The organism is Desulfotruncus alcoholivorax DSM 16058 (assembly GCF_000430885.1).
GTDB classification, from domain to species: domain Bacteria; phylum Bacillota; class Desulfotomaculia; order Desulfotomaculales; family Desulfallaceae; genus Desulfotruncus; species Desulfotruncus alcoholivorax.
In genome coordinates this window covers 124,166-150,115 of the sequence record NZ_AUMW01000003.1, presented here as the reverse complement: position 1 = coordinate 150,115, position 25,950 = coordinate 124,166, and the positions used below count along the sequence as shown (strand labels likewise).

Annotated in this window: 28 protein-coding genes; all 28 read left to right on the top strand. The window is 43.5% G+C overall.

From position 1 onward, the window contains the following. The first annotated feature begins 1 nt into the window (after position 1). The 28 genes from infB to H569_RS0103040 all read left to right on the top strand — a co-directional run bounded on the left by infB (position 2) and on the right by H569_RS0103040 (position 25,920). Positions 2–2,737, top strand: a complete 2,736-nt coding sequence (gene infB / locus H569_RS0103175) for a translation initiation factor IF-2 (RefSeq protein ID WP_027363803.1) — start codon at positions 2–4, stop codon at positions 2,735–2,737. A gap of 19 nt (positions 2,738–2,756) precedes the next feature. Then, positions 2,757–3,104 (top strand): 30S ribosome-binding factor RbfA, encoded by a 348-nt coding sequence (gene rbfA / locus H569_RS0103170; protein ID WP_027363802.1) that lies wholly within the window; start codon positions 2,757–2,759, stop codon positions 3,102–3,104. Beyond that, a complete protein-coding gene (locus H569_RS0103165; RefSeq protein ID WP_027363801.1) occupies positions 3,097–4,086 on the top strand; it encodes a DHH family phosphoesterase in 990 nt (329 codons plus the stop codon). Before rbfA ends, H569_RS0103165 begins: the two co-directional genes overlap by 8 nt. Next, positions 4,083–5,006, top strand: a complete 924-nt coding sequence (gene truB, locus H569_RS0103160; protein ID WP_027363800.1) for a tRNA pseudouridine(55) synthase TruB — start codon at positions 4,083–4,085, stop codon at positions 5,004–5,006. The genes H569_RS0103165 and truB overlap by 4 nt, the downstream gene beginning before the upstream one ends. Positions 5,007–5,030: 24 nt before the next feature. After that, positions 5,031–5,963: a bifunctional riboflavin kinase/FAD synthetase gene (locus tag H569_RS0103155; RefSeq protein ID WP_027363799.1), complete on the top strand. Its 933-nt coding sequence runs from the start codon at positions 5,031–5,033 to the stop codon at positions 5,961–5,963. Positions 5,964–6,088: 125 nt separating this feature from the next. Beyond that, on the top strand, positions 6,089–6,316 hold the full coding sequence (locus H569_RS0103150; RefSeq protein ID WP_027363798.1) for a hypothetical protein: 228 nt from the start codon (positions 6,089–6,091) through the stop codon (positions 6,314–6,316). A 5-nt stretch (positions 6,317–6,321) separates the two neighbouring features. Next, complete coding sequence (locus H569_RS0103145) at positions 6,322–6,549, top strand: hypothetical protein (RefSeq protein ID WP_034629320.1); 228 nt, start codon at positions 6,322–6,324, stop codon at positions 6,547–6,549. Between the two features lie 90 nt (positions 6,550–6,639). Continuing rightward, a complete protein-coding gene (rpsO, locus tag H569_RS0103140; RefSeq protein ID WP_027363796.1) occupies positions 6,640–6,909 on the top strand; it encodes a 30S ribosomal protein S15 in 270 nt (89 codons plus the stop codon). A gap of 232 nt (positions 6,910–7,141) precedes the next feature. Then, a complete protein-coding gene (locus H569_RS0103135; RefSeq protein WP_027363795.1) occupies positions 7,142–9,376 on the top strand; it encodes a polyribonucleotide nucleotidyltransferase in 2,235 nt (744 codons plus the stop codon). 59 nt (positions 9,377–9,435) lie between these two features. Next, entirely contained in the window at positions 9,436–10,089 is a 654-nt protein-coding gene (locus H569_RS0103130; protein WP_027363794.1) for a hypothetical protein, read from the top strand. A gap of 234 nt (positions 10,090–10,323) precedes the next feature. Next, positions 10,324–10,944 carry a polysaccharide deacetylase family protein gene (locus H569_RS0103125; protein WP_081410857.1) on the top strand — a complete coding sequence of 207 codons (621 nt, stop codon included), beginning with the start codon at positions 10,324–10,326 and terminating at the stop codon, positions 10,942–10,944. 24 nt (positions 10,945–10,968) lie between these two features. Continuing rightward, the gene (locus tag H569_RS0103120) at positions 10,969–12,114 is read left to right on the top strand and encodes a D-alanyl-D-alanine carboxypeptidase family protein (protein ID WP_027363792.1); all 1,146 of its coding nucleotides are present in this window, start codon (positions 10,969–10,971) and stop codon (positions 12,112–12,114) included. 67 nt (positions 12,115–12,181) lie between these two features. After that, entirely contained in the window at positions 12,182–13,438 is a 1,257-nt protein-coding gene (locus H569_RS0103115) for a M16 family metallopeptidase (RefSeq protein WP_027363791.1), read from the top strand. Positions 13,439–13,457: 19 nt separating this feature from the next. Next, positions 13,458–13,907 carry a dUTP diphosphatase gene (gene dut, locus H569_RS0103110; protein ID WP_027363790.1) on the top strand — a complete coding sequence of 150 codons (450 nt, stop codon included), beginning with the start codon at positions 13,458–13,460 and terminating at the stop codon, positions 13,905–13,907. Between the two features lie 281 nt (positions 13,908–14,188). Further along, on the top strand, positions 14,189–14,524 hold the full coding sequence (locus H569_RS0103105; RefSeq protein WP_309294768.1) for a hypothetical protein: 336 nt from the start codon (positions 14,189–14,191) through the stop codon (positions 14,522–14,524). Between the two features lie 23 nt (positions 14,525–14,547). After that, entirely contained in the window at positions 14,548–14,817 is a 270-nt protein-coding gene (locus H569_RS0103100; RefSeq protein ID WP_027363788.1) for a YlmC/YmxH family sporulation protein, read from the top strand. Positions 14,818–15,001: 184 nt separating this feature from the next. Beyond that, positions 15,002–15,988 carry an SDH family Clp fold serine proteinase gene (locus tag H569_RS0103095; protein WP_027363787.1) on the top strand — a complete coding sequence of 329 codons (987 nt, stop codon included), beginning with the start codon at positions 15,002–15,004 and terminating at the stop codon, positions 15,986–15,988. Positions 15,989–16,028: 40 nt separating this feature from the next. Next, complete coding sequence (locus H569_RS0103090) at positions 16,029–16,220, top strand: hypothetical protein (protein ID WP_027363786.1); 192 nt, start codon at positions 16,029–16,031, stop codon at positions 16,218–16,220. A 154-nt stretch (positions 16,221–16,374) separates the two neighbouring features. Next, complete coding sequence (gene dapB / locus H569_RS0103085) at positions 16,375–17,175, top strand: 4-hydroxy-tetrahydrodipicolinate reductase (protein ID WP_027363785.1); 801 nt, start codon at positions 16,375–16,377, stop codon at positions 17,173–17,175. A gap of 91 nt (positions 17,176–17,266) precedes the next feature. Further along, positions 17,267–18,148 (top strand): dipicolinate synthase subunit DpsA, encoded by an 882-nt coding sequence (dpsA, locus tag H569_RS0103080; protein WP_027363784.1) that lies wholly within the window; start codon positions 17,267–17,269, stop codon positions 18,146–18,148. A 30-nt stretch (positions 18,149–18,178) separates the two neighbouring features. Then, positions 18,179–18,763 carry a dipicolinate synthase subunit B gene (locus H569_RS0103075; protein WP_027363783.1) on the top strand — a complete coding sequence of 195 codons (585 nt, stop codon included), beginning with the start codon at positions 18,179–18,181 and terminating at the stop codon, positions 18,761–18,763. Positions 18,764–18,816: 53 nt separating this feature from the next. Further along, entirely contained in the window at positions 18,817–19,836 is a 1,020-nt protein-coding gene (locus tag H569_RS0103070) for an aspartate-semialdehyde dehydrogenase (protein ID WP_027363782.1), read from the top strand. Positions 19,837–19,841: 5 nt separating this feature from the next. Next, the gene (dapG, locus tag H569_RS0103065) at positions 19,842–21,068 is read left to right on the top strand and encodes an aspartate kinase (RefSeq protein ID WP_027363781.1); all 1,227 of its coding nucleotides are present in this window, start codon (positions 19,842–19,844) and stop codon (positions 21,066–21,068) included. 36 nt (positions 21,069–21,104) lie between these two features. Continuing rightward, positions 21,105–21,989 carry a 4-hydroxy-tetrahydrodipicolinate synthase gene (gene dapA / locus H569_RS0103060; protein WP_027363780.1) on the top strand — a complete coding sequence of 295 codons (885 nt, stop codon included), beginning with the start codon at positions 21,105–21,107 and terminating at the stop codon, positions 21,987–21,989. Between the two features lie 248 nt (positions 21,990–22,237). After that, on the top strand, positions 22,238–23,902 hold the full coding sequence (locus tag H569_RS0103055) for a ribonuclease J (protein ID WP_027363779.1): 1,665 nt from the start codon (positions 22,238–22,240) through the stop codon (positions 23,900–23,902). A gap of 112 nt (positions 23,903–24,014) precedes the next feature. Continuing rightward, a complete protein-coding gene (locus tag H569_RS0103050; RefSeq protein ID WP_027363778.1) occupies positions 24,015–24,836 on the top strand; it encodes a ClpP family protease in 822 nt (273 codons plus the stop codon). Further along, positions 24,833–25,057 (top strand): YlzJ-like family protein, encoded by a 225-nt coding sequence (locus H569_RS0103045; protein ID WP_027363777.1) that lies wholly within the window; start codon positions 24,833–24,835, stop codon positions 25,055–25,057. Before H569_RS0103050 ends, H569_RS0103045 begins: the two co-directional genes overlap by 4 nt. A gap of 80 nt (positions 25,058–25,137) precedes the next feature. Then, positions 25,138–25,920: an undecaprenyl-diphosphate phosphatase gene (locus tag H569_RS0103040; RefSeq protein WP_027363776.1), complete on the top strand. Its 783-nt coding sequence runs from the start codon at positions 25,138–25,140 to the stop codon at positions 25,918–25,920. Positions 25,921–25,950: the final 30 nt, after the last annotated feature.

The window sequence follows — 25,950 nt, the reverse complement described above, 5'->3', positions numbered from 1 at the left end:
TATGGTTAAAAAAAGAGTCCATGAAATTGCGAAGGAGCTTAACATAGAAAGTAAAGAAGTTATTCAACAACTAAGTAAAATGGGGGTTAAAGTGAAATCACACATGAGTACCCTGGAAGATAACGAGGCAGAACAACTTTTAAACCATTTCAAGCGTCAGGAAAAAAGAGTGGATACGGTTAAGAATCAACAAAAGAATAATACTGCCAGGGAAAAGGACACCTCCAGGCTTAGCGGTAGCCAGAACAGGAGGAATAGGCCGGATAGAGGTCCTGGTTTAGTGGATCGTGTGCCTTCCAGACCCCCCGACCGCAGGTTTACAGAAAAACCGGTTCGTGCAAGTAATCCGGGAGGCGGCATTCAAAATAATATTGCCAGGCCAAAGAAGAAAGAAGATCCCCCCAGACCTGCCAATCAGGCTAATCAGTCTAATATTGCGGCTCCTCAACAGGGTCTGGCAAACCAAAGTCAACCTAAGCATGTGGGAGGCACTCCTCCTGAGCGTCAGCCCAAGCCCGTTGTTAAAAAACAGCAGGAGCAGCCAAGGCGGGAACAGCCGAGACAAGAACAGCCAAGGCAGGAACAGACAAAATCCGGACATCCGAGACAGCATAAACCTGCTGAACAAGCAAGAAGAAATGACCGAAACTTGTCGCCTCGGGATAAGGGATTTAGCGATAAACCGCAGCGGTTCCAGAAAAACTTTGGCCCACAGGGTGCACCGGCAGCCAGTCCCAAAATAAAAGATGTTGAAAAGGGAAAACCGGATAAAATTAAAGCCTTGGAGAAAACTAAGGCACAAGAGCGCATAAAACAAATTGAAAAGCAGGCTTTCAAAGAGAGAGAAGTTAAAGTCAAGTTTGATAAAGGTCACCGTTTTGACAGGTTCGAATCTAGAATACCAGGCGGCAAGGCACCTAGAAGGAAAAATATTGCCCAGCAAAAGCAGGCTCCCGCAAAGGCTCCGGTAAAAGAGAAAAAACCTATTGTTATCGGCGAGAGTATCACCGTTAAATCACTGGCCGAAAAAATATCTATCAGTGCCGGGGAAGTAATAAAAAAGCTGATGGAGTTGGGAGTTCTTGCTACTATTAACCAGGAAATTGATTCTGATACTGCAACGCTTGTAGCTAATGATTTTGGTTTTCAGGTGGATGTCAAAATTGAAGTTGACAAAGAAACAATGCTGGTTCAAGAGCAGGAAGACGACCCGGATGCACTGGTGCCAAGACCATGTGTGGTTACAATCATGGGGCACGTTGACCACGGTAAAACATCGCTATTGGATGCCATTCGCAAGAGTAATGTTATAGCCACCGAGGCGGGAGGCATTACCCAGCATATAGGCGCATATCAGGTTGAACACAAGGGTAAGAAAATTACTTTTGTTGATACGCCAGGGCATGAGGCTTTTACCGCAATGCGGGCCAGAGGAGCAAAAATTACCGATATAGCAATTCTGGTTGTGGCCGCAGATGACGGGGTTATGCCACAGACCGTTGAGGCAATTAATCACGCCCGGGCAGCTGATGTTCCCATCATTGTGGCTGTCAATAAAATTGATAAAGAAGATGCCCAACCGGAGAAAGTTAAGCGCCAGCTCACAGAGTATAATCTCGTCGCCGAAGAGTGGGGCGGGGATACTATTTTTGTTGAGGTATCTGCTAAAGAAAAACAGAATCTAAATGAACTGCTGGAAATGATTTTGCTGGTAGCAGAAATTGGTGAATATAAAGCTAATCCAAACCGCGCTGCCAGGGGAACTGTTATTGAGGCGGAACTGGATAAGGGCAGGGGGCCTGTGGCCACCGTTCTGGTTCAAAACGGAACCTTGAAGGTTGGTGATTTTATTATTGCCGGCGTTGCTTACGGTAAAGTGCGGGCTATGATGGATCATACCGGACGCAGGGTAAAGAAAGCTGGGCCTTCAATGCCTGTTGAAGTACTGGGTTTATCGGAAGTGCCACCCGCGGGGGAACTATTTTACGCGGTGGAAGACGAGAAACTTGGTAGACAGGTGATCTTGGAACGCCAAGTCAAAAAACGGGAGGAAGATCTTAAGGTAACTGCGCCTAAAGTATCCCTGGATGATTTGTTTAATCAAATCCAGGAAGGGCAGGTTAAAGAGCTTAACATTATCATCAAGGCCGATGTCCAGGGATCTGTTGAAGCAGTCAAACAGGCGCTTCAGCAAATCAGTACTGAAGAAGTGCGCGTAAACGCGATCCACGGCGGAGTTGGAGCTGTTACCGAATCGGACATCATGCTGGCTTCTGCATCTAATGCTATCATCATTGGGTTTAATGTTCGTCCGGATGTCAATGCCAGAAAGGCCCTCGAGGCTGAAAAAGTGGATATAAGGCTTTATCGAGTTATCTACGATGCTGTTGAGGACATCAAGGCGGCTATGAGCGGTCTGCTGGAACCGGATTACAAAGAAGTAGTACTGGGCCGTGCGGAAGTGCGCAAAACATTTAAAGTTTCCAAGGTTGGAACAATTGCCGGTTGTTATGTTACCGAGGGTAAAATTACCAGGGACGCCGGTGTCAGGGTTATTCGCGATGGTATAGTTATCCACGAAGGGACTCTGGAGTCACTGAAGAGGTTTAAGGATGATGCTCGCGAAGTTAACCAGGGTTACGAGTGCGGCATTACCATAGAAAAATTTAACGACATAAGAGAGGGAGACCAGCTGGAAGCCTATACAATGGAAGCTGTTAAGCGTGAACTAGCATAAACTACAAGGGGGGATAACAATGTCCCACCGGCCGGAAAGATTAGCCGAGGCAATTAAAAAAGAAGTTTCTGACCTTTTACGGGAAGAATTAAAGGATCCACGAATAGGTTTTGCCACAATAACCTGGGTGGAAGTTTCCAATGATCTTAAACACGCTAAAATATTTGTCAGTGTATATGGGAACAAAGAAGAACAAAAAGCTACTATGGCTGCCTTGAAAAAAGCTCAGGGATATATTAGAACTGAGCTTGGGCGGCGTATCAGGCTAAGGCATGTTCCGGAGGTTTCTTTTAAGCTTGATGACTCAATTGAACACGGCTCCAAGGTAATTAAGCTGCTGGACGGGGTAACCAGGGACGATGAGTAGCAAGGAAATTAAAATAAACCAAATTGCACAGGCCATTACCTTGGCGAAAACAATTGCCATTTGCGGGCATGTAATGCCTGACGGTGATAGCCTGGGGTCGGAATTGGCTATGGGAATAGCACTCCGTAAAATGGGCAAGGAAGTATTGCTATTCAGTCCCGACCCTGTACCAGAGTCATACTCTTTTTTACCAGCGGTTTCGGAAGTAAAACACCAGCATGAAGATAATAACAAAAAGTTTGACATTTTTATTTCCGTTGACTGTTCAGTTCCGGACAGGCTTGGAAGTTTTACGGAACTGATGCAACAATCAGAACAGGTGGTTATAATAGACCACCATGCCGGGTCTACGGTATTCGGTGATTTGTATCTTAATGATCCCGAAGCTGCGGCGGCAGGAGAAATAATTTTTGATATTTTAAAAGTTCTTCCTGTTGACATTGATAGCTACATTGCCCAGTGTTTATATGTGGCTATTGTTACTGATACAGGTTCGTTTCGCTATGATAATACCGGCCCTGAAACGCACCTTAAGGTTGCTGAATTACTAAGGGTCGGTATTCCTGCCGCGCGCATCAATAAGCAATTATTTGAAGAAAAGCCTCTTGTTAGTTTAAAAATATTAGAAGAGGCACTTGGTACACTAATGCTTAGCGAGTGTGGCAGAATTGCCTGGATGTGCGTAAGTAGGGAGACTCTTAAAAAATTAGATGCACTTGATGAACATGTGGATGGAATTATTAATTACCCCAGAATGATTAAGGGGGTTGAATTAGCCCTGTTTTATCGCGAAGTGGACCATGACACGTTTAAAATCAGCTTCAGGTCCAAGTATAACCTTGATGTTAATAAATTAGCGGCTTTGTTTGGGGGTGGAGGGCATTCCCGCGCGGCAGGCTGTATAATTGAGGGTGATTTTGAATCTGTTCACAAGAAAGTCCTGAAAGCTGCCATGCAGTCACTGGAGGATGCAAAAAAGTGAACGGCATTTTGAATGTTTTAAAACCGCCAGGTATGACCAGCCATGATGTGGTAAGTTTTATCAGAAGACTAACAGGGCAGAAAAAGGCAGGACATACAGGAACGCTTGATCCCGGGGCTGCCGGTGTGCTTCCGGTATGTCTAGGCAAGGCGACCAGAATTATTGAATACTTACCTGATAACAAGTCTTACAGGGCGGAGGCCACTTTAGGAATTTCGACCACAACCCAGGATGCCTTTGGGGAGGTAATTCACAGAGCTTCCTGGGATAACATAGACTTAGCTTATATCCAAGAATGTTTAAGTTCTTTTACCGGTAAAATTGAGCAAATACCACCTATGGCATCTGCTATCAAGTACCAGGGGAAAAAGCTTTACGAACTCGCCAGGGCAGGTTTGGTTATAGAAAGAAAACCCCGTATGGTTTACATAGATAAAACAAAATTGGTTCATTATTACCCCGGAAGGGCTGATTATCCACCCAGGATAATTTTTGATGTGTTATGTTCGGCAGGCACTTATATCAGGACATTATGTAATGATTTAGGAGACAGACTGGGTTGCGGTGCCTTTATGTCTTACTTGTTGCGCACCAGGGCAGGAATCTTCAACATATATGAAGCGCTAACTCTGGAAGAATTAGTTAAACTAAAGGATCAAGGCCGCCTGGAAAGCGTACTGGTTTCAATGAGCAGCGCTTTAGCGCATCTACCAAGTACTACTGTACAAAACAGCGATATTAATCTGGTTAGTAACGGAAGCCGGTTAAAATTGCCGGTTAATTATTTTAACTTTAAGCCGACGGCAGATCTGCGGGTGCGAATCGAATCCAATGCAGGGTTGTTGGCTATAGGGACCATCTCATTTCAAACGGACTCCCCGGAGCATTATTTATTACAACCTGTTAAGGTTTTGTTATAGCATATTAGTTGGAGGTTTGTAGCAGTGCAAATTTATAGCAATTGGTTGGGGGTAAAGGATAAGTATCATAAACTGGTATTAGGGCTGGGGAATTTTGACGGCTTGCATCTGGGTCACCAGAAACTGATTGGCAGCCTGGTGCAAAAGGCCCGGGCAATTGGAGGCACTCCGGCAGTATTTACCTTTGTCCCTCATCCTATGGCCGTTTTAAATCCCCAGGAAGCTCCTCCGTTGATTTTATCTCCTGAAATTAAACAGAAGATGTTTGCTGATTTAGGTGTGGAAGTGCTGATTATGATTCCATTTAACATTGAATTCTCCAAAATGAGCCCGGAAGACTTTATTACTACGGTTTTGCACCAGCACCTTGGGGTTCATTCTGTTTTTGTAGGCTATAATTATACCTTTGGATACAGGGGTATGGGCACACCTGAGCTATTAAAAGAGTATGGCAGAAAATTGGGCTTTGAAGTTGAGGTAATAAGCCCGGTGACACACAAGAACAAACCAGTTAGCAGTACATTAATAAGAGCTTTAATAGCTGAGGGAAATATAACCGGAGCAAGGGAACTGCTTGGTTATTGTCCTGTTATTGAAGGAGAGGTAGTTTATGGTGAACAGCGGGGAAATACCCTTGGTTTCCCAACTGCCAACCTGCAGCCCGGTTCAGATTATATTGTGCCTTCCAACGGTGTCTATTCCGTCAAAGTAAAAGTTGATCACGATTTATTTCTCGGGGTGGCCAATATCGGGGTCAAGCCCACATTTCATAATAATTCGATAGATCGAACTATCGAAGTTCACCTGCTTGATTACAGCGGCAACCTGTACGGTCGTAAAATTATGGTTTATTTTATCAAGCGTATGAGAGAAGAAAAGAGATTTAATTCCGCCGGGGAATTAATAGCTCAGATACAAAAAGATATAAGTGAAGCCCGGCGGGATGCCTCGGGGTAAGTATAAATTTCTCCATGATCTAATATAAATTTTATTAAGTTTACTTGTAAGGCGGATTATGCTACAATTACCTAGTACCTTATCAGTAAACGTCCCGAAAACCATTGAAGGGAGACGTTTAATTAATGGGGGTACCGAAATTCGATTCACCTGAAGAAGAAATTAAAAAGTGGCTGAATCAAATTGCCCTGATATGCTTGAGCGAGGACTTTCAAAACCTGAAAAAGGAATTAGAAAAATTATATTTGCAATCAAATATTGAAAATGTACAGTTAGCTGCTTTTCAGGATGCACTATATGCTTTTTTAGCGCAGGAAGAGGATGAATTTTCATTCAGGACCGGGACTAATTAAGCATTATGGATAGTAAAATTATAGTTACCGAACATGCACGAAAACGCCTTAAAGACTTTCGCCAGGATAAGATCATGATGGCTGATATAATGTCTGCCGCCAGCAGTATTCCAGGGCGCATACCTACGGCGACAAGGTTTAGAGGTTTTTTTGCAAAATCAGGGCGTATGTTTGATATTGTGGCCAAAGACATTCCTTCAGGCAGGTTGGTTATTACCATTATTGGTAAATAATAAAGTTGTGAACTGTTAGCTAGGGAATGCGTTTATCTCCGACGATTAACTTGGCTGGCAGCGATTATTAAAAACAAGGAGGTGAGCACCGTGGCATTGTCAATCAATGATAAACAAACCATCATTGAAAGTTTTAAGCTGCATGAAAACGATACCGGTTCGCCTGAGGTGCAAGTGGCGATTTTGACCAAACGAATCGACCACTTGACGGAACATCTTAAAATTCACAAAAAAGACCACCATTCAAGGCGCGGTCTGCTTAAAATGGTTGGACAGCGCAGAGCTATGTTAAACTATCTCAAAAACAACGACTTTAATCGTTACCGTACTTTGATCGAAAAACTAGGATTACGTAAATAAAAGCGGGGAATGCCCCGCTTTTTACATTTATTGTTATTAGAATAAAAGTCCATGTATTTTTTATCTTTTAGGAAGGATATAATACTAAATATGTAGAATGTCATAATTTTGGTATTAATTATATTTTTTTGCCTTAATTAAAGCTTGACTGTAACAGGAAAGGAGGTACACCCGTTCTTAATTCGGGCAATCCAGGGATTACCGAAATTTTGAGACCGGATGAAAAACCCATATGCAACAGCAAAAAATATTAATCAAAGAACTTGAAATTGGCGGCAGAATGATGCAATTGGAAACAGGGAGGGTGGCCAAGCAGGCAGGGGGTGCCGTATTAGTCCGGTATGGAGATACAGTTGTTCTTGTTAATGCCACTATGGCCCAAAAGGCCAGAGAAGGTTTAGACTTTTTCCCGCTCACCTGCGATTACGAGGAGCGTCTTTATGCGGTAGGCAAAATACCGGGTGGTTTTATTAAAAGGGAAGGGCGTCCTAGTGAAAAAGCCATACTAACCTCTCGTTTAATAGACCGGCCCATTCGCCCATTATTTCCCAAAGGAATGCGCAACGAAGTGCAAGTTATTGCTCTGGTTATGTCGGTTGATCAAGATAATCCGCCTGAAATGGCAGCTATGGTTGGTGCTTCGGCTGCCCTGCATATTTCCAATATTCCCTTTAACGGACCGATTGGTGCCGTTATTGTCGGGCGGGTAGATGATAAATTTGTAATTAACCCGGATGTGAAAAATGCTGAGAAAAGTGAGATGCACCTTGTAGTTGCCGGAACGCGTGATGCGGTTATGATGGTTGAGGCAGGGGCCCGTGAAATACCTGAAGAAATTATGCTTGACGCCATCATGTTTGGTCATGAACAGGTGCAAAAGATTGTTGAGTTTATTGAAGATTTTCGGCGTGAAGCACTGGAGCTGGGTTTGGCTAAAGAAAAGTATGTCCCTGCATTGGCTGAGATTGAAGAGGACTTGGAAGCAGCAATAACTACCAGGGCTATGGAAGAAATTAAAAACGCTGTCCAGGTATGTATAGCCAAGCAGCTATCTAAAAAAGACCGGGAAGCCATGCTCGACCAGGTTAAAGAAAACCTATTGCTGGAGTTTGCTGAAACCTATCCCGAACAGGAACAATCAATAATCAACATACTTGAATCTGTGGAAAAGAAAGTGGTGCGCAGGTTTATACTTTTTGACCGTGTTAGAATTGACGGCAGGGCACTAAATGAAGTAAGACCAATTTCTGTGGAAGTTGGCGTTTTACCACGCACGCACGGTTCAGGTCTGTTCACCAGGGGGCAAACCCAGGTTCTTTCCGTTGCGACCCTGGGAGCCATTTCTGAAGAACAAATACTTGACGGGCTTGGTGTTGAGGAAACCAAACGCTTCATGCATCATTATAATTTTCCGCCTTTCAGCACTGGTGAAACCAAGCCCATGAGATCACCTGGCAGAAGGGAAATCGGCCACGGGGCACTGGCTGAACGTGCACTGGAGCCGGTTATTCCGCCGGAAGAAAAGTTTCCGTACACTATCAGGCTTGTTTCCGAGGTTATGGAAAGCAACGGTTCGACTTCGATGGGCAGTGTTTGCGCCAGTTGCCTCGCGCTGATGGATTGTGGTGTTCCTATTAAAGCGCCTGTTGCGGGTGTTGCCATGGGCTTAATCAAGGAAGAAAATGAGTTTGCTATATTAACGGATATACAAGGTCTGGAAGACCACCTTGGTGATATGGACTTTAAAGTTGCCGGAACAGCCAAGGGTGTAACCGCTTTACAAATGGATATAAAGATTGCGGGCATTGACAGGGACATTCTGCAGCAGGCATTAAGACAGGCCACCGAAGGCAGAATGCATATCCTTGCCGAAATGACCAAAGTGCTTGCACAGCCGAGGGAGGAGCTTTCTCCGTATGCGCCAAGGATTATCCATACTGTAATTGACCCGGATAAAATTAGAGACGTTATTGGGCCGGGCGGAAAAATTATCAAGAAAATCATTGAAGAAACCGGCGTTGACATTGATATTGAAGATGATGGCAGGGTTTTTATTGCTGCGGTTAATCCTGATGCCGGGAAAAAAGCGCTAAGTATAATTCAAACCTTGACCAAAGAAGTGCAAAGCGGTGAAATTTACCGCGGTAAGGTGGTTAGAATTACCGATTTCGGCTGTTTTGTTGAAATAGTTCCCGGAGTTTTGGGCCTGCCTGGCAAAGACGGTTTAGTGCACATTTCTCAGCTCGCCCATGAAAGGGTGGACAAGGTTGAGGACGTTGTTAAAGAGGGAGATATTATAGAGGTTAGGGTTATCGGTTATGACAACCAGGGTAGGCTTAAACTATCAAGGAAAGATGTTATACCGGTACCCGAAGGTTTCGAAAAAGAAAAGCCGCGGGACAGGGATACCGGTCGCCGCCCCAGGAACTCCAATAACCGCAGGTCTAATAACAATAAACCAAGCTAATAGTTATGATACCCCTAATCAAGCTGGGGGTTTATTTTTTGTAATTAAGGGGGGTAATTATGTCTCTGGAGTTGTTTGGATACAAGAGTGTTAAGGAAAAAGTCGATCAGGAAAAACAGTGGGTTAAAAATAATTTTTCAGATTGCCCTATTCATTACGACCCGGAAGCTTCATGGCGGGAAAACGCTGTTATTTGCCGCCTTTCGGTTTTACTGCCATACTGCAATTATTATGGTATATATCAAATTCTGAACAAGGAGTTTAATGATGCTCTGGCAGCAGAAATTATCAGAACCGGATTAAGTCCCGTTTTAACAGTTGGTGCCGGAAGCGGTGATCTTGCCGCTGTATTAAACAAAAGAGGTATTGCTGTTAATGCAGTGGAAGATTTATCTGAGCCATTGACCCAAAGTCGTAACAAGATGGATTACCGGTCAGCCATTGATAAGCTCAATCCGGCATTGATTATCTGTTGTTGGATGCCGGAAGAATCAGATTGGATCAAGGATATAAAAGATTCCAAAACGGTGAAAGCGTGCATATTAATCGGTGAAGATAATAAAAAAACCGGTCCCGACCTTGATGGATGGCCTAGCGAGGTGCTAAAAGAGCCAAACAAGTGGTCCCTGTGCAGGTTGGATCACGGGGTTGATTTTGATAGGCCGGAGCTTTGGTGGAGACATTCAAAGGTGGTAATTTCCCGAAGAGTATAGCCCAAAGATAACCCGCTTTTTGTACGGGTTATCTTTTTTTATTGGTAGACACCCATGTTTTTTATCATCTGGGTGCTGGACAGAGAATATAGAGAATATATTTTATACAGCTGGCGGTTAGAACGTTTTTAGCAGGGGGTGGCTAAGATAATTTTTATAATCAGGAGTAAACGTATTTTATTAGGGACTTTAGTTTTGTTATTTGTGTTAACACTTGGGGCCTTAATTTTCTCGATGGAAACCAAAACTTCCACAGTTATTGCAGAGCCCATTTACCATGGAAATGAAAATTTTAAATCAATTGCGCTTACCTGTAATGTTTTCTGGGGAGAAGAATACATAGGACGGATGTTGGAAATTTTAGAGGAGAAGGATGTTAAAGCCACTTTTTATATCGGTGGAACTTGGGCAGAAAAGTTTCCTGACCTGGTTAAAAAGATAAACGAAAAAGGTCACGAAATTGGCAGTCATGGATATTCCCACCCACACCCGGATCAGTTATCGGTAGATGGAAATAAAAAGGATATCTCACGAGCTGAAGAAATTATCCGGGAGCTAACCGGTGAAAGGCCGAAGCTGTATGCCCCGCCTTATGGGGAAAGGGGGCCGGCTCTGCTGCAGGCGGCAGGTGAACTTGGTTACCAAACTGTTTTGTGGAGTATAGACACTATTGATTGGCAGCTTCCTGATCCCGGTGTTATCAAAGAAAGGGTAATCAGTAAAGCTCACAATGGAGGAATTGTGCTGATGCACCCTACCGCCCCTACCGTTAAAGCCCTTCCGGAAATAATCGATACCCTTAGGGAAAGGGGATATCAAATTGTAACAGTAGGCGAAATGTTAAAAACCCCTTAAATCAAAAAAGTTAGGAGAGATTAAATGCGTCGAAACAATATTTGCTGCATAATCATTCTAACGTTGGTGTTGGTTTTCCATTCAGGTTTCTCCCCACAAGCGGCTACTGCAAATGCTGAACCTCAAATTGGCGCAAAATCAGCGGTTTTAATAGATGTGGAATCCGGCCAAATACTTTATGAAAAAAATGCTCTTAGTAAAAGGCCGATGGCTAGTACAACCAAAGTTATGACCGCTGTTGTGGCCCTGGGCTGTTCTGATTTACACAGTAAAAGCAGGGTAAGCAAGCATGCTGATAATGTTGGTGAGTCTTCCATGTACTTGGAAGAAGGGGAAATATTAACTCTGGAACAATTATTATACGGGGCATTAGTTCCTTCCGGCAATGATGCATGTGTAGCTATAGCCGAGCACGTGGCCGGTTCGGAAGATTTTTTTGTTTTATTGATGAACGAAAAAGCTGCTCTAATTGGGGCTGCTGATTCTTGCTTTAAAAATACCAACGGCTTGCCGGAAAAAGGACATTATTCCACTGCCTTTGATTTAGCTTTAATTACGAGATATGCGCTTCATAATCCCGTTTTTTGCGATGTTGTAAAAACAAAATTTAAAGTTGTAAAAGGTCCGGGCGCTTTAGAGCATTATCTTATAAATACAAACAAATTACTTTGGAGCTATCCGTGGGCCGACGGGGTTAAGACCGGTACAACAATTGAGGCGGGAAAATGCCTTATTGCATCTGCGAGCAAAGGAGAACGCCGGCTACTGTCAGTAATGCTAAATGATAATAACAGGTTTGGTGATGCCGAAACATTGTTTAACTATGGCTTTAATGAATTTAACCTGGTCAGGAAGCAGTATCAGGGAGAAATATATACTAAAATTCCGGTGGTGGATGGAGCAAGTAATGAAGTTCCGGTAATGGTTGCCGATAATATAACAATAAATTTAAGAGATATGGATTTAGAACGTTTGGAGCAGAAGGTGCAAATTCCAAACCAGGTCAATGCGCCGGTGCAAGAGGATGAGATTCTGGGTAAAATTGAGTATTTTTTGGACGGGCATAAAGTTGGATCGGCCGAAATCGTTGCAGCTTCATCTGTAAAAGAAGCAAGTATGATTCAAAAGATCGGGAAAAAAACCTGCCTGTATTGGAATGATTTATTCTAAAAAACAAGGAATTTAAGTTAAAAAACAAGAATGTTAACCAGGAAACTATAATTTGGGAGGTAACCGTGTGATCAAAATAGCCGAGATGGCTAATGGTATAAAAATATTAACTGAGCATATTCCACATGTGCGATCAGTTGCAGTTGGAGTTTGGGTTGATGTCGGGTCAAGGGACGAGGGTGAACAGCAGGCCGGTATTTCACATTTTATTGAACATCTAATGTTTAAGGGAACTGGCCGGCGCAGCGCCAAGGACATCGCTGAAGAATTGGATGCCGTCGGGGGTCAACTTAATGCATTTACAACCAAGGAGTATACATGCTATTACGCAAGGGTTCTTGATGAACATTTTCCGCTGGCTGTTGATTTATTGAGCGATATGCTTTTAAATTCGCGCTTTGACCAGTCTGATATAGACAGAGAGAGAAATGTCATAATTGAAGAAATAAAGATGTATGAAGACACCCCGGACGAGTTGGTTCACGATATTTTTGCCAGGGCAATCTGGAGCGAACATCCCCTGGGTAGGCCTATTATCGGGAGCGAGCAAACGGTTGGAGGGCTCTCTAGAGATAATTTGCTTGCTTTTTATAATAAATATTATAGTTCAGGAAATATTGTAATAGCAGTTGCCGGAAATTTGGACCAGCAGCAGGTAGTGGAAAGTTTTACAGCTATGTTTGGCCAATTAGGCGGTGATAAAAAAAATCGACTTTATACTGTGCCTAAATCATATCACCAAGTAGTATGCCGGCCCAAAGATACCGAGCAGGTTCATATTTGCTTAGGTACACCGGGTTTGCCCATAGATCATGATAAAATTTATGTTTTTCAAATTGTTAGCACTGTTTTAGGTGGTGGGTTAAGCTCACGCTTGTTCCAGGAGATAAGGGAGCAAAGGGGGCTGGTTTATTCCGTTTATTCTTACCATAGCTCTTACCATGATTCCGGCCTTTTTTGTGTATATGCAGGATTGAGCAAGAAAAATGTAAGGGACGCCCTGGAATTAATCGTAAAAGAGATCCGTGATATAGAGAAAAACGGTGTAACTCAGGCTGAATTAGCCCGTGTTAAAGAACAGCTTAAAGGTAATTTGCTGCTTAGCCTGGAAAATGTAAATTCTCGCATGAGCAGGTTGGGTAAATCTCAATTGTATCTTGAGCAAGTGATTCCGCCTGATGAAATCGTTAAAAAGATAATGGCAGTTACAGTGGAAGACATTAAAGAATTAACCAGGGATATTTTAAAGCCCGAAAATTTTTGTATTGCCAGCATTGGACCATGGGAAGATGGGGGCAAGTTGCTGGATTTAGTAACCAAATAATTTTGTCGGGATGTTAAATATGATTATTAAATTTAAAAAAATAAACCCTGCCATTGGAGAAACAATTCCTTCACCTTCGTATGCCACATCAGGAGCCGCGGGTATTGATTTGGCTGCCTCCATCGACGGACCGTTAACAGTTGGCCCGGGAGAACGTGTGATGATCCCTACGGGATTAGCAATTGATATACCTACAACTGAAATTGTCGGGCTAATTTTCCCCAGGAGTGGATTAGCCTCCAAGCACGGTCTATCCCTTGCCAACGCAGTAGGTGTAATTGATAGTGATTACAAGGGAGAAATTATATGTCCGGTTCAAAACAACAGCAAACAGTCTTATCAGATAAAACCAGGTGATAGAATAGCTCAACTTCTTTTCATGCCTGTCCTGAGGGTACAAATAGAATATACCGAAGAATTGTCGGAATCAGAGCGGGGCAAAGGAGGCTTTGGATCGACGGGCAGGTAAAATATGCTACTGAATAATATTTAACCAATGAGCTAAGGAAAAACTGCGCACCAAGTTTTTTGGTGTGCGTTTTTTTTTGTGAGTTTTTAAATACTTTGATGAGTATACTGGCCATTAGCGGAAAGGGGACACACCTTTTCGAGGAATGTCCCCAATTTAGGCCAGAGTTAAGCCGCGCGCTAAGGGAACTGATTTAGCGCGCTTTTCTTGTAGGACAAAATATATTCTAGTAAGGAATATTTTTCAAATAAAAAAATATAAATTTGGTACGGAGGTGATTAATGATGAGTATAACCCTGTTGCTCTTTGGTTTAATGGTATTGCTACTGTTTGTTGTATCAATTAGGGAACGAATTAGATTGCGCACGATGCGGGACAAAAACTGGGATGCTATAGGGGAGGCAAAAAGTTCACCGCTGTCTCAGGCAATTGTTAATTTGGTAGGCACTGCGGGTGGCATATACCTCTCCCTTGTACTGCTGCAAACTTTTTTAGAAGTCGAAATGCCTCGTTCAATTGCTTTGGCCGGCATGGATTTGGAACCTCTGGCGACTATTTCAATTGCACTGGCCCTTATTCAGCCTTTTGCCGCTCGTTTTTGGCCCAGGAGAAGATAAGGTAAATTAAGGGAGGAAGTCTGATGAGATTGGGTGATCTGGCAGGCAAAGAAATAATTAACATCAACGACGGAGCACGTTTGGGTGTAGTTGGTGAAACTGATCTAAATGTTGATTCTGCAACCGGCGCAATTAGATCAATTATTCTGCCGCGTAAGGGCAATCTTTTGAATCTCTGGGCAGAAAGACACGAGCTTGTAATACCCTGGGAATCGGTAAAAAAAATTGGCATGGAAGTAATTTTAGTAGAGCTAGATCAGGCGACGCCAAAGTTTGGAAAATATTTGGTATAAAATCCGTCCTAGTACGGATTTTTTTATCACCATTATACATATATGCCTGGCTATATTTATGTCAAGGACCATGTTGAAGATTAGAACATTGGCACGCGTTTTTTACCAGACGTGATTTAGATAATGTTGTAGCGTATGGGCCATAATACATTTATAAAAATGTATCTATTGCAAGGAGGCAACAATGGCCCGGCCACAGAGAATTGACATAATGCAAAAGATAAGCAGGAAAAGAGGTTCCGTTGTCTTATCTTATATCACGGGCGACCGTGAAAATGTTAGCACGAGAATAGCGCCGGACGTAATCCGGGTGATTTACAGGCACCTGGAAATGATCGGGCACCGTTCGGCTATAGATTTATTTCTTTATACCAGGGGAGGCGACGTATTAACTCCCTGGAGACTGGTAAATCTTATTCGTGAATATACCGGACACTTTTCCGTTTTGATACCGTTCAGGGCATATAGTGCCGGCACCCTATTGTGCTTGGGTGCAGATGAAATTGTTATGGGTAAAATGGGTGAATTGGGACCGATAGATCCAAGCGTTGTAAACGCCTTTAATCCCCAGGACCCGTCCAACCCTTCTGTCAGGCTGCCGGTTAATATTGAAGATGTATATTCGTATATGGCACTGATAGCGCAAAATAATGATATTTGCCATGATGATACTGAATCCCGGGCATTTTTGATGCTTGTGGAAAAAATTCACCCGCTGGCGCTTGGGAACGTCCATAGAAATTGGATGTTAATTAGATCCCTGGCTAAAAAAATGCTGGGTTTGCGCCAGAAAACCCTGGGAGAGGAAAAGAAACAAAATATTGTGGACCACCTGACTGAGAAGCTTTACGCACATAATCACATGATTGCCAGGAGAGAGGCCGTTGAGGAAATCGGTTTGCCGGTTGTTTATGCGGATGATGAGCTAAACGGGCTGATGTGGGCTTTATATGAAGATATTGAGGCTGAACTTAAATTATCAGAGCCATTTAACCCGAGCGATATATTGCACGGAAACCGTACGGATTTTAAAGTTGCCAGCGGTCTTGTTGAGTCTGAGAGAAGTACCGACTATTTCGTTTTTTCGGGAACAGTCGAAAGAAAAGATTACCCTGATCCGGGGCAGATAAACGTTAATATTAATAAACAGGGCTGGTGTTCCTCAAATTGACCTTTAAATTTGATTTAGCCCAAAAGTAGAGGTGAGTAAGATGGAAAGGTTAAGTGACAGCAAGACAGACTGGAAAATTAATTTTAGTAACGTTGAGAGAAAATATTATGTATTCAGTGAAAACTCAGGCATGCCCTCTGCTGATTTTTATATTAGGTCACGTAAATTTACCGGTGGTTTAATAGTACCACAAGAAAAGAATAGTTCTGCCGATTTAAAGCCCGAAATATAATCAGTAAAGGTTTTATTCTTGACATATGTTACTGGATATAAGAAAATTAACTTTAATCATCACTATTAGGAGCTAATGGTATTAGAGAGGGGGGAAAGCCGGTTATTTGAGATGAGGAAAATTATTTCCGCAATCTAAGTACCGGTTAAGAGATTTGATTAAGGTAGCTATTAGTGGAGTTTCAGGACGAATGGGAAGAGAAGTGCTGAAAACAGTGCTGCAGACAGAAGATACCGAGCTCTGCGCTGCGGTAGATATCCAGTGTAAAGGCCAGGATGCAGGGTTGCTAATTGGCAGCGAGAAGGTTGGAATAAATATTACCTCTAATTTACAAGAAGCCCTTACTATTTCTGGTGCTGAAGTTTTAGTGGATTTTACCGGTCCCGGGTCGGTGCTTAATAATGTTAAAATCGCGTTAGAAGCTGGCGTGCGCCCCGTTGTTGGGACAACTGGTTTATCCAGGGAAGATATAGAGTTAATAACTTCCATCGCGGATCAAAGGCGAATTGGTTGCATTATTGCACCAAACTTTGCTATTGGAGCACTGTTAATGATTAAATTTGCCAGTGAGGCTGCAAAATATTTTCCTAACGTTGAAATAATTGAAAAACATCACGATCAAAAGCTGGATGCGCCTTCAGGAACAGCTATCAAGACCGCGGAAGCTATAATTGAACGCCGGGGTGATTATGAACAGGGCTTGGCCCTGGAAGAAGAGAAAATTCCGTGCTCCAGAGGAGGAAAAATGCCAGGCGGGATACGTATACACAGTGTTAGACTGCCCGGCTTTGTTGCCCAGCAGGAAGTTATTTTTGGAGGGGCGGGCCAGACGCTTACAATTAAACATGATTCTATCTCCCGGGAATCTTTTATGCCTGGTGTAGTTACTGCGATTCGTGCAGTTATGCGCATGGAAGGAGTGGTATATGGTTTAGAAAACCTTATTTTTGAATAATATTCCCACCAATTACATACAAGCACCTTAAAATCAAACTCTTCATATACTGGTGTAAGTACAAGAGGTTTGAGGAAGGGGTTGGCCGTCCTTGCAGGGTTTGAACGATTTATCTGTAGCTATTATGGGCGGGGATGCCAGGGAAATTGTGTTAGCAGAGTACTTATCCAATGCCGGTGCAATAGTCAATACCTTTGGTTTACCTGCTGAAGGTAAAAACATCGTATTACACCGGGATCCCCGAGAATGTATTCTGGGAGTAGATGCCTTGATTCTGCCAGTTCCAGGTGTAAATGATCAAATGCGATTACATGCTGTCTACCTGGAACAACAGTTGATCATCACCAGGGAATTAATGGGATTACTACCGAGCGGGACACCAGTATTTGTTGGCCTGGCCAGGCAACCATTGCGTGAATTAACCAGCGAATTGGGGCTGGAACTGGTTGAATTAATGAAACTTGATGAGGTAGCTATTCTAAATGCAATTCCATCAGCAGAAGGTGCGTTGCAAATAGCCATGGAAAAAATGCCCGTTACCATTCACGGATGTAACGCAGTGGTACTTGGTTTTGGGCGGACCGGCCAGACGCTGGCGCAATTGCTTTTGGCCATGCATGCCAAAACAACGGTAATCGCCCGAAACCCTGCACAGCAGGCCAGAGCAATAGCAATGGGAGCATTAGCCGGTGATTTTAAAGAACTGGTTAATTGCATAAAAGATGTGGATGTAATCTTTAATACCGTTCCCGTAATGGTAATCGATCAAAGCATTCTTTCAAGGCTACCGGCGAAAACCCTGATTATCGACCTTGCGTCTACTCCTGGCGGCACTGATTTTGACAAAGCCCGGGAATTGGGAATTGAGGCTATATTAGCCCCGGGTTTGCCCGGTAAAGTTGCTCCCAAAACGGCGGGTATGATTTTGGCCCGGGTGGTGCCGCGGGAATTAGTGCAAAGGGTTAAAAAGTAGTTTTTCGTTTTCCTGGGAGGTGCTTGTATTATGCGGTTAAAAGGCAAAAAAGTTGGTTTTGCCTTAACGGGCTCACATTGTACACTTGAAGAAGTTATTGTGGAGATGAAAAAGGTTGCTGATGAGGGAGCCATCCTGTATCCTATTATTAGTGGTTCCGTAAATGAAACTGATACTCGATTCGGAACAACGGATTTTTGGAAAGAACGAATTAAGGAAGTAACAGAAGAAAAAATAGTAAAGAGTATCGTAGGGGCAGAACCCATTGGTCCGGAGAAATTACTGGATATTTTGGTGGTTGCCCCCTGTACCGGCAATACTTTGGCTAAATTAGCCAACGGTATAACCGACGGGCCGGTATTAATGGCTATTAAAGCGCATTTGCGCAACCAGCGTCCGGTGGTGCTGGCGATATCCACTAACGACGGACTTAGCATGAACGCCAAAAATATTGGGTTATTACTAAATACCAAGAATATTTACATGGTTCCGTTCGGGCAGGATAGTCCAGCCGGCAAGCCAAATTCATTGAAGGCCAAGATTGAATATTTAGTGGAAACCATTGAATATGCCCTGCAGGGCAAACAAATACAGCCCATCTTGATCAGTTATTAATGATGCAGGTAGCCGGCGGGGGCTTTAATAATAATAAAATGGAGGGATAAGAAATGGCTCAGTATAAAGTAGTTGTTGTTGGCGCGTCCGGTGCAGTAGGACAGGAAATATTACAAGTGCTGGAAGAAAGAAATTTTCCTGTAGGGGATCTAAAACTCTGCGCCACTTCCCGTTCCGCCGGCAAGGAAATGCTCTTCAAGGGCAATACGTATAAGGTGGAGGAAACTACCCCGTCTTCATTTGATGGGATGGATATAGCCTTGTTTGCTGGTGGCGCAGCCAGTAAGGAATTTGGGCCGCTTGCCGCTGAAAAAGGTGTTGTGGTTATTGATAACAGCAGTCATTTTCGCCTGGACCCGGAAGTTCCACTGGTTGTGCCTGAAGTAAACCCGGAAGATGTAAAATGGCATAAAGGTATTATCGCCAATCCCAATTGTTCTACAATAATTATGGTTGTGCCATTAAAAGCCATTTATGATGCGGCAGGGATTAAGCGCGTTGTTGTCTCAACGTACCAGGCTGTTAGCGGTGCCGGAGCAGAAGGCATTTCCGAATTAACGGAGCATACAAAGGCGGTACTGGCCGGTGACGAGGTTGTACCATCCAAGTTTCAATACCAGATAGCCTTTAACCTGATACCTCATATTGATGTGTTCCAGGAAATGGATTATACCAAAGAGGAATGGAAAATGGTTAAAGAAACTCGTAAAATAATGCATGACGAGACCATTGGTATAACAGCAACCACGGTAAGGGTTCCGGTTTACAGAAGCCATTCGGAATCAATAAACGTTGAAACTAAGCGGAAGATGACGGCGGCCGAGGCAAAGGAGGTATTGGCAAAGTTTCCCGGAATTATTTTAGAAGATGACCCGGCCAATAAAAAATATCCAATGCCGCTTTTCTCTTCCAACCACGATGAGATATTCGTGGGTAGAGTCAGGGAAGACAATTCCTTGGACAATGCGTTGAATATATGGGTGGTCGCCGACCAGCTGCGCAAAGGGGCGGCTACCAACGCGGTTCAAATCGCTGAGCTTGTTATCAAATATGGTTGCCTTGGAAAGAGGTAGTTTCAATGAAATTTGTGGTGCTTAAGTTCGGCGGAACTTCACTGGTTGATGTCGATCTTAGGGAGAGAGCTGCAAATAAAGTAATCGCGGCCAAAGAAGAGGGTCATATGCCCGTTGTGGTTGTTTCGGCCATAGGACGGAAAGGCGATCCATATGCCACAGACACGTTGATAAACCTTGTCAGCCAGTCCTACCGCGAGCTTCCAAATCGTGAAATGGATTTGCTGATGTCTTGCGGTGAGATTATATCAGGTATTATCATGGTGGCTACTTTACAAAGCATGGGTCATCCGGCTGTTTTTTTGACAGGCGCCCAAGCCGGCATTATTACGGACAATAAGTTTTCCGAGGCTCGAATCTTAAAGGTTCAGCCACAAAAATTAACCAAATTTGCACAAGAAGGGTATATAGTAGTTGTAGCGGGGTTCCAGGGGGTAACCGAGGATGGCGATATCACCACACTTGGCCGCGGTGGCAGTGATACAACGGCTGCGGCCCTTGGAGTTGCCTTAAATGCTGTTTGCGTTGATATATATACCGATGTGGAAGGCATTATGACAGCTGATCCACGCATTGTCAAAGAAGCCAAGGCGCTTGATGTGATTACTTATGATGAAATTTGTCATTTGGCTCACGAGGGCGCCAAGGTGGTCCACCCACGCGCGGTTGAAATCGCTATGCAAAAAGGGATCCCGTTACGCGTTCGTTCAACGTTTACTGATTCACCCGGCACTCTTGTAACCACGTCCGGTGAAGCTTATAAAGGAACAATTGATATTACCAGGGACAGGATAATAACCGGTATAACATATATATCGGGCATTGCCCAGTTTAAAGTCAGCATCGAAACCGGAATTGAAGGTCTAAAGCAGCAGCGGCGTGTGTTCAGAGCCTTAGCGTTGGCGGGAATAAGCATTGACTTTATTAACCTGCTTTCTGAGTTTGTATTGTTTACAGTGAAGGATGACTTGGCCGATAAAACCGTAAAAGTTCTGGAGAATACAGGATATGTGCCGGAAATGATAACCGGGTGCGCCAAGGTTTCCGCGGTCGGGGCGGGAATGTCCGGGGTGCCGGGGGTTATTGCAGATATCGTAGAAGCATTAACCAAGGAAGATATACAAATACTGCAATGTAATGATTCGCACACTACGGTTTGGGTTCTTGTCAGGCGTGAGGATATGGAAAAGGCCGTTATAGCTTTGCACAGGCAATTTAAATTAGGCCAGTAGGCGGATATTGTTTGATAAAAAAGGAAGGTGAAAGTATTGGCAATTGATCTTGGGCGAGTTTTAACCGCCATGATAACCCCTTTTAAAAGCGACATGACCGTAGATTATGACCAGGTTAAAAAATTGGCCCACCATCTTGTGCAATCTGGTACCGACGGTCTGGTTGTAGCCGGCACCACTGGCGAGTCACCTACATTAAGCAAGGAAGAAAAAATTGAACTTTTTCGCGTAGTGGTTGAAGAAATTGGCGGTGACGCTGTAGTGATTGCTGGAACCGGCAGTAATAACACAGCGGACAGCATTGCGCTGACTCAAGTGGCTGAAAAACTCGGCGCAGATGGCATTATGTTGGTTTGCCCTTACTACAATAAGCCGTCGCAAGAAGGTTTATACCAGCATTTTAAAACCATTGCTGAAAGTACAAATCTACCGGTTATGCTGTATAATGTGCCGGGAAGGACAGCATCGAACCTGCTGCCCCAAACGGTGGTAAGGCTTTCCGCAATTGAGAATATTGTCGCTATAAAAGAGGCATCAGGAAGTCTTGATCAGGTTAGCGAACTGCGGCGGAATCTTCCTGATCATTTTGCCATTTATAGTGGTGACGATTCTTTAACTTTGCCGATTCTTGCGCTGGGCGGTAAAGGAGTTGTCAGCGTGGCGTCGCATATTGTCGGCCCCCAGTTACAGGAAATGATTAATGCTTTTAATTCTGGAAACGTTACAATTGCTACAAAAATTCACAGCAGTTTGTTCCCGGTTTTTAAAACTCTTTTTATCACCTCCAACCCTGTGCCGCTTAAAGCTGCGCTTAATATGCTTGGCTGGCAAGTAGGCGGCCCGAGGTTACCACTGGTTGAGGCGACTCAGGCTGAAAAAGATATGATTAAGAAAACTCTTTCCGAAGCCAAACTTATATAGCATGATTTTTTTTGAACAGGTAAATATATTTATTATGAATGGATTTATGGAGCCAAAACAGGCTCCTTTTGTTTTCCAAAAATAAAGTATTTTCCAAGCTTCTTGTTCAAAAGAATAAGATACAGTATAATGTACTAGCAAGTTTTAGAACGGATTGCTTTCAAAAATGAATATTTTCCCGCCTTCTTCTGCTTCTCACCGGTTTAGATGGTTATAATTATTTTTCAGTGAATTGAGGGAGGTGTAATATGGTAAGAGAACCCAAGCTTTACATAGTCCCCCTCGGGGGACTTGGTGAGATCGGGAAAAACATGATGGTGGTGAGATACGGGGAAAATATTCTGGTAATTGATTCTGGGCTGATGTTTCCGGAAGAGGATCTACTGGGGATAGATATGGTGATTCCTGATATCACCTATCTTTTAGAGAATAAAAATATTGTCAGGGGAATAGTGTTGACGCATGGTCACGAGGATCACATAGGAGCATTGCCTTATGTGCTGAGAGAGTTAAATGTGCCGGTTTATGGAACCAGGCTCACACTTGGCATTTTAAAGGAAAAATTACGCGAACGGCAAATGGTCGATGAAGCTAAGCTTTATTGCGTCAAACCCCGGGATATAATTTCCATAGGGCCGTTTAAAATTGAATTTATACGTGTTTCTCACAGCATACCCGACGCCGTGTCACTGGCAATAGAGACTCCTGTGGGGGTTATTGTACATACAGGAGACTTTAAACTGGATCAAACGCCAGTTGACGGAGAAGTGACGGATTTTAACCGGTTGGCTCAATTGGGTGAAAAGGGTGTACTGGTGCTGCTAAGTGACAGCACAAATGTCGAGAGACCCGGGTATACTCTATCGGAAAAGGTTGTAGGGCAAACTTTTGACGACAGCTTCAGGCAAGCAAATGAGAGAATTATCGTGGCGACATTTGCATCTAACGTCCACAGGTTGCAACAAGCTATAACTACTGCTTATCGTTATAAGAGAAAGGTAGCTGTGGTTGGGCGAAGCATGGTTAACGTGGTAAATATTGCCCGGGAACTCGGTTACCTTAAGGTGCCTGAAGATATTTTGATTGAACTGGACGAAGCGGGCAGGTTGCCCAGAAACCAGGTGGTTTATCTTACAACCGGAAGCCAGGGCGAACCAATGAGCGCGCTGACCAGAATGGCAAGCAGAGACCACCGGCAGGTAGAGATTATGCCGGGTGATACAATAATAATATCCGCCACACCCATACCGGGTAATGAAAAACTGGTAGCCCGGGTTATTGACCAGCTCTTTAAGCTGGGTGCAAATGTTATTTATGAAGCTGTTTCCGGTATTCATGTTAGCGGGCATCCCAGCCAGGAAGAACTGAAGTTGATGATTAATTTAGTAAAGCCCAAATTTTTTATCCCGGTGCACGGTGAATACCGGATGCTGATTAAACATGCCAGGTTGGCGCGGGAAATGGGCATTCCCGAAAGCAACATATTTGTGGCGGAAAACGGTCAGGTTCTGGAGCTAAGCAGGCGCAGCGGGCGTCTTGCGGGTAGAGTTACCGCGGGAAGGGTACTTGTAGACGGCCTTGGCGTAGGCGATGTCGGCAATATTGTGCTGCGTGACAGGCGTCAGTTATCTCAGGACGGGATATTGATCGTTGTGGTGACTATCAGCAAAGAAAGTGGACAGATTATATCCGGACCGGACATTGTATCACGTGGTTTTGTGTACGTTAGAGAATCTGAAGAATTGATGGAAGATGCTAAAGGAAAGGTTAAATTAGCGCTTGATAAATGTTCAGCCAAAAAAATGTCCGAGTGGGCTTCAATTAAGTCTATGGTCAGAGACGATTTAAGTAGGTTCCTTTACGAGAAAACCAGAAGAAGGCCAATGATTTTACCAATCATCATGGAAATATAATCATCAAGATTTCTTGCTAAAAATACACGGATCTATAACCGTGTATTTTTTTATTACTTCGATACAATACTAAAAGTCATTAGGCAACATAAAAGAAACGGAGAGGATAGCAATGTCTTACTACAAATCTTTTAACCAAGTTCCGGGTATATTCCCATATCAACCTCCAGCTCAACCTGGTCCGGAAACAAATCCGGAGCATCACGAACATCCCAACCAGGACCCTAATGCTGAAAGAACAAGAATAACCGGCAAATCTAAAAATACTTTGGATACAGTAAAAGAAATCGGATCTACCCAAGTGCCCGAAGTTAAAAGCAATATCCATTGCTTAACTATAGTCGGGCAAATAGAAGGCCATCTAGTACTGCCGCCCCAGAATAAAACAACCAAATATGAGCATTTAATTCCCCAGCTGGTGGCTATTGAGCAAAGTCCTGAAATTGAAGGTGTACTGATTATTTTAAATACAGTCGGCGGTGATGTTGAAGCCGGACTGGCCATTGCCGAAATGATAACAAGCTTGTCCAAGCCAACAGTTTCAGTAGTACTTGGCGGTGGCCACAGTATAGGGGTGCCTATAGCAGTGGCTACGGATTATTCATTTATTGCTGAAACTGCCAGTATGACTATCCATCCCATCAGGCTCAACGGTCTGGTTATAGGGGTGCCACAAACTTATGAGTATCTCGATAAAATGCAGGATCGTGTAGTAAGATTTGTTACTCATCATTCTAAAATTAGCCAGGACAAATTCCGAGAACTAATGTTCCGTACCGGTGAGCTGGCTAGAGATATTGGCACCGTACTTATTGGGCAGGAAGCGGTGGATTGCGGGCTAATCGATGAGACCGGAGGCATTAGCAAGGCACTGGAAAAGCTGAATTGCATGATGGATGAAAGAAAGCATAGAAATGAGGGACCACTGCAATGATTCTCTATACACCTATGCAATTAGAGCTTGTTTTGGCCGGGCTTGATCAAATGGATCATTCATCAGATAGAAAAGTAACCGTTAATGGTGTACCCGCGATAGTGCGTAAAAACAGCGCAGGAAAAGAGGAAATAGTACAGCTGTTGAGTACAAACCCTAATGACTATTTACGCGGAGATTTATTGCCGGGAACGCAAATCATCCCGGATTGTGCAAATTAAATTAATACTTTTCTGGTTTTAAAGTCTGTCCCTGTGTTATAATGATGCTGCTCATTATAATTAAAAAGGCAGGGATAATATTGGATTTTATACAAGCCATCATACTTGGTATAGTTCAGGGGCTGGGCGAGTTTTTACCTATTTCGAGTTCAGCTCACCTGGTACTTGTCCCCTGGTTGATGGGATGGAAAGATGCCGGACTGCAATTTGATGTTGCTTTGCACGTAGGTACGCTGTTTGCCGTTATTGCATATTTCTGGCGTGATTGGATCAATTTGATCAGTGACGGCCTGAGATTTAAAAGCACGATGGAAGGCAGGCTGTTCTGGTTACTGATAATCAGCACAATACCAGGCGGCATTGGCGGATACCTGCTTGAAGGGTATGCGGAAACGATTTTTCGCAACCCTCTGTTAATTGGTATCATGCTCATGATTTTAGGCGTAATACTTTATTTCGCCGATACGCGCTCTTATTCCGGCAAAAACATGAGCATGATCGGGCTGAAAGAAAGCCTTTTTATTGGCATATCCCAGGTTCTGGCCATCATTCCCGGTGTTTCACGCTCAGGTGTTACCATGACGGCGGGCAGGTTGATGGGTTTAAATCGCGAAACGTCGGCTCGTTTTTCGTTTTTATTGTCAACTCCTATTATTGCCGGGGCTGGATTAAAAACAGCCATTGATTTATCGCCCAGCGATGTTAACGTGTATTTTATCACTGGACTAGTCGTTTCAGCGATAGTAGGGTTTGCCTCAATTAAATTTCTTTTAAAATACCTGACCCGCCGCAGTTTTTCCATATTTATCTGGTACCGGCTGCTGGCCGGCCTGTTTGTAATCGGAGTTTACTTTTTGCGTTAAATCAAAGTGTTATATTTATAAATACAGCGT

Bases quoted from the DNA above. Each gene is read 5' to 3' on its own strand.
- H569_RS0103105 (WP_309294768.1), top strand. From the start codon at position 14,189: ATGATGAGTATAACCCTGTTGCTCTTTGGTTTAATGGTATTGCTACTG.
- H569_RS0103120 (WP_027363792.1), top strand. From the start codon at position 10,969: ATGCGTCGAAACAATATTTGCTGCATAATCATTCTAACGTTGGTGTTG.
- H569_RS0103045 (WP_027363777.1), top strand. From the start codon at position 24,833: ATGATTCTCTATACACCTATGCAATTAGAGCTTGTTTTGGCCGGGCTT.
- dut (WP_027363790.1), top strand. From the start codon at position 13,458: ATGATTATTAAATTTAAAAAAATAAACCCTGCCATTGGAGAAACAATT.
- dapG (WP_027363781.1), top strand. From the start codon at position 19,842: ATGAAATTTGTGGTGCTTAAGTTCGGCGGAACTTCACTGGTTGATGTC.
- H569_RS0103055 (WP_027363779.1), top strand. From the start codon at position 22,238: ATGGTAAGAGAACCCAAGCTTTACATAGTCCCCCTCGGGGGACTTGGT.
- H569_RS0103125 (WP_081410857.1), top strand. From the start codon at position 10,324: ATGGAAACCAAAACTTCCACAGTTATTGCAGAGCCCATTTACCATGGA.
- H569_RS0103095 (WP_027363787.1), top strand. From the start codon at position 15,002: ATGGCCCGGCCACAGAGAATTGACATAATGCAAAAGATAAGCAGGAAA.
- H569_RS0103100 (WP_027363788.1), top strand. From the start codon at position 14,548: ATGAGATTGGGTGATCTGGCAGGCAAAGAAATAATTAACATCAACGAC.
- H569_RS0103130 (WP_027363794.1), top strand. From the start codon at position 9,436: ATGTCTCTGGAGTTGTTTGGATACAAGAGTGTTAAGGAAAAAGTCGAT.
- H569_RS0103070 (WP_027363782.1), top strand. From the start codon at position 18,817: ATGGCTCAGTATAAAGTAGTTGTTGTTGGCGCGTCCGGTGCAGTAGGA.
- H569_RS0103145 (WP_034629320.1), top strand. From the start codon at position 6,322: ATGGATAGTAAAATTATAGTTACCGAACATGCACGAAAACGCCTTAAA.
- infB (WP_027363803.1), top strand. From the start codon at position 2: ATGGTTAAAAAAAGAGTCCATGAAATTGCGAAGGAGCTTAACATAGAA.
- rbfA (WP_027363802.1), top strand. From the start codon at position 2,757: ATGTCCCACCGGCCGGAAAGATTAGCCGAGGCAATTAAAAAAGAAGTT.
- H569_RS0103165 (WP_027363801.1), top strand. From the start codon at position 3,097: ATGAGTAGCAAGGAAATTAAAATAAACCAAATTGCACAGGCCATTACC.
- H569_RS0103135 (WP_027363795.1), top strand. From the start codon at position 7,142: ATGCAACAGCAAAAAATATTAATCAAAGAACTTGAAATTGGCGGCAGA.
- H569_RS0103075 (WP_027363783.1), top strand. From the start codon at position 18,179: ATGCGGTTAAAAGGCAAAAAAGTTGGTTTTGCCTTAACGGGCTCACAT.
- H569_RS0103090 (WP_027363786.1), top strand. From the start codon at position 16,029: ATGGAAAGGTTAAGTGACAGCAAGACAGACTGGAAAATTAATTTTAGT.
- H569_RS0103050 (WP_027363778.1), top strand. From the start codon at position 24,015: ATGTCTTACTACAAATCTTTTAACCAAGTTCCGGGTATATTCCCATAT.
- H569_RS0103150 (WP_027363798.1), top strand. From the start codon at position 6,089: ATGGGGGTACCGAAATTCGATTCACCTGAAGAAGAAATTAAAAAGTGG.